At 69.7% G+C, this 3,003-nt stretch carries 3 protein-coding genes and 2 pseudogenes; 2 read left to right on the top strand and 3 right to left on the bottom strand.

What is annotated here, in order from left to right; all coding sequences use genetic code 11:
- The 3 genes and pseudogenes from ACOADB_RS02215 to ACOADB_RS02205 form a co-directional block, all read right to left on the bottom strand.
- Positions 1 to 217, bottom strand: a pseudogene (locus ACOADB_RS02215) (oxidoreductase); the annotation flags it as partial.
- Between the two features lie 41 nt (positions 218 to 258).
- On the bottom strand, positions 259 to 1,242 hold the full coding sequence (locus ACOADB_RS02210) for a succinylglutamate desuccinylase/aspartoacylase family protein (protein WP_378596275.1): 984 nt from the start codon (positions 1,240 to 1,242) through the stop codon (positions 259 to 261).
- Entirely contained in the window at positions 1,232 to 1,726 is a 495-nt protein-coding gene (locus ACOADB_RS02205) for an ATP-dependent zinc protease (RefSeq protein ID WP_378596274.1), read from the bottom strand. Before ACOADB_RS02205 ends, ACOADB_RS02210 begins: the two co-directional genes overlap by 11 nt.
- A 51-nt stretch (positions 1,727 to 1,777) precedes the next feature.
- Here ACOADB_RS02205 and ACOADB_RS02200 point away from each other — a divergent pair.
- Together ACOADB_RS02200 and ACOADB_RS02195 are read left to right on the top strand one after the other, a co-directional pair.
- Positions 1,778 to 2,638, top strand: a pseudogene (locus ACOADB_RS02200) (RimK family alpha-L-glutamate ligase); the annotation flags it as partial.
- Between the two features lie 27 nt (positions 2,639 to 2,665).
- Positions 2,666 to 2,971, top strand: a complete 306-nt coding sequence (locus tag ACOADB_RS02195) for a cation:proton antiporter regulatory subunit (RefSeq protein ID WP_378596304.1) — start codon at positions 2,666 to 2,668, stop codon at positions 2,969 to 2,971.
- Positions 2,972 to 3,003: the final 32 nt, after the last annotated feature.

Here is a 3,003-nt window from a genome sequence, read left to right as displayed (position 1 = left end):
CGAGGACCGAGCCGACCAGGATGACCTTGTCGGCGCTGCCGAAGTTCCGGATCGCCCATTCCTTCATCGGCGTCGGCGTCAGGTCGATGACGGCGGAGCCGACCGCGAGGACGGGCGAGGACGCCGGGTCGGTGAGGGCCGCGACGGCGTGCGCGAGTCCGATACCGACCAGGGTCGCGAGGACGCCGTACCAGGGCCACAGCAGTCGCAGCTTCATGCGAGTGCTTCGGAGCCGACGGCTCAGCGGATGGGTCGGCCCTACGAAGCAGGGGTGGCGATGTGGAACAACGCATCGCCGGCGTTGACGATCGGCGCCCGGGTCAGCCCGATCACGATGCCCGCCCGGTCGGCGTGCACGAGGCGGACCCGGCGACCGAACGTGTCGGAGAGGCCGCCGAGACGACGGCCGACCTCGACGTACTCCCCGAGGCCGACCTCGAGGTGCAGGATCCCGGTGCCGCGGGCGCGGACCCAGCCGCTGCCGCGCGCCTCCACGGGTGTGGGCACGGGATCGATCGCCCCGACGACCTCGGCGAGGTCCGCCGTCGTGGGGTCGATCATGTCCAGCGAGGTCAGCACGCGTCGTACGCCTTCGACGCCGACGGCGATCGGCTCCTCGTCGAAGCGCATCACCTCACCGGCTTCGTAGAGCAGCACGATGGCGCCGCGGTCCCGGGCGGCCTGGCGCAACGAACCGTCGCGCAGCTTCGCGTGCAGCATCACGGGGGCGCCGAAGGCCTGGGCCAGCTCGCGGGTGCGGGGGTCGTCGAGGTCCGCGCGGATCTGGGGGAGGTTCTCGCGGCGGTCGGCGGCGGTGTGCAGGTCGATGCCGACGTCGCACTTGCTGACCACCTCGGTCATGAACAGGTGCGCGATCCGGCTCGCCAGCGACCCGCGGGACGACCCGGGGAACGACCGGTTGAGGTCGCGACGGTCCGGCAGGTAGCGGTCGCCGGTCATGAAGCCGAGGACGTTGACGACGGGTACGGCGAGCAGGGTGCCGCGCAGCGTCTTCGCCGACAGGGGCGCGAGGGCCCGCCGGATCACCTCGACACCGAGCACCTCGTCGCCGTGGATCGCGGCATTCACCCAGACGGTGGGGCCGGGTTCGCGGCCGTGGATCACGCGGACGGGCAGGCTGACGTCACCGCCCGTCACGAGACGCGTGATCGGGAGCTCGACCTCCTTGGACGAGCCGGCGCGCACCCGGACGTTGCCGATCGCAAAGGACTCACGCGCCACTGCTGACCCCCCGGTTCCTGCGGCGTACGCGCCGTGTGGGTCGACCGCCGAGGTACGAGTGGCTGGCGTCGACGACGAAGCCCTGGCGGAGTGCCTCGCGCCCGATCAACAGCCGGAAGCCCATTTCGTCACGACGGGTCAGGGTGATCTCGGTGGTGATCTTGCGACCCACGAGCTTGAGGTCGGTCAGGATGACGATCCGTTCCTGGGCGTGGCCGGTGGAGCTGCGGACGACACGCCGGTCGTGCACCGGGCACTCGACGAAGACGGCGTCCTCGGCGGAGCGTTGCCACGGGTGCACCGAGAACCGGACCCATTCGGCGCCGTCCTGCTCGAACTCGGTGAGGTCGAAGGCGTGCAGCGCCGACGTGCGGGCGCCGGTGTCCAGCTTGGCCTTCACGTTGTTGACGCCCAGACCGGGAAGACGAACCCACTCTCGCCAGCCGGCAGTGACCTGCGGGCTGCTTGAATGGGGTCTCACCACGCTCGCATCCACACGGCCATCCAATCAGGTCGGGAAACAAGCAGGTCGATCATGAAGCTCGCCATCCTTTCGCGCGCCCCGCGGTCCTACAGCACGCAGCGCCTCCGTACGGCGGCGCTCGACCGTGGGCACGACGTCAAGGTCCTCAACACGCTCCGGTTCGCGATCGACCTCTCGGGCGAGGATCCGGACCTGCAGTTCCGGGGTCGCCAGCTGTCGGACTACGACGCGGTCCTGCCGCGGATCGGCAACTCGATCACGTACTTCGGTACTGCCGTCGTACGACAGTTCGAGCAGATGGACGTCTACACGCCCAACACCGCGAACGGCATCGGCAACTCCCGCGACAAGCTGCGGGCCTCGCAGATCCTGTCGCGCCACAACATCGGCATGCCCGCGACGACCTTCGTCTGGGACCGCGCCGACGTGATCCCCGCGATCGAACGGGTGGGTGGCGCGCCGGTCGTGATCAAGCTCCTCGAGGGCACCCAGGGCATCGGCGTGATCCTCGCGCCCACGCTGAAGGTCGCCGAGGCGATCATCGAGACGCTCCAGTCCACGCGTCAGCAGGTGCTGATCCAGCGCTTCGTCAAGGAGAGCAGGGGTCGCGACATCCGCGCCCTCGTCGTCGGTGACCGGGTCGTCGCTGCGATGCGGCGGGTCGCACAGGGTGACGAGTTCCGGTCCAACGTCCACCGCGGCGGCACCGTCGAACGCGTCGACCTCGACCCGGCCTACGAGCAGGTCGCGGTGCGCGCCGCGCAGATCATGGGCCTCAAGGTCGCCGGTGTCGACATGCTCGAGGGTGACGACGGCCCGCTGGTCATGGAGGTCAACTCGTCCCCGGGCCTCGAGGGCATCGAGATGGCCACCAAGCTCGACGTCGCCGGCGCGATCATCGACTACATCGACAACCAGGTCGCCTTCCCGCAGATCGACGTGCGTGAGCGGTTGTCGGTCTCCACGGGGTACGGCGTCGCGGAGATCGTCGTCCACGGCGACGCGGACCTCGTGGGCAAGACCCTCGGTGACTCCGGCCTGCGCGAGCTCGACGTCACCGTCCTGACCCTGCACCGCGGCACGACCGTGATCCCGAACCCGTTCGACCGCCACGTGCTCGAGCCCGACGACCGCCTGCTCTGCTTCGGCAAGCTCGAGGAGATGCGCTCGATGATCCCCGCGCGTCCGAAGCGCCGGGCCCGGGTCAAGAAGCTGCCGAAGCAGCCGATCCACACCGACGCCTGAGCCGGTCCGTAGGTCGAGGCGGTCACTCTGGG

Origin of the sequence: Nocardioides sp. CPCC 206348 (genome assembly GCF_048654705.1) — a bacterium.
Classification (GTDB): Bacteria; Actinomycetota; Actinomycetes; order Propionibacteriales; family Nocardioidaceae; genus Nocardioides.
This window is presented reverse-complemented; position numbering and strand designations above follow the sequence as displayed.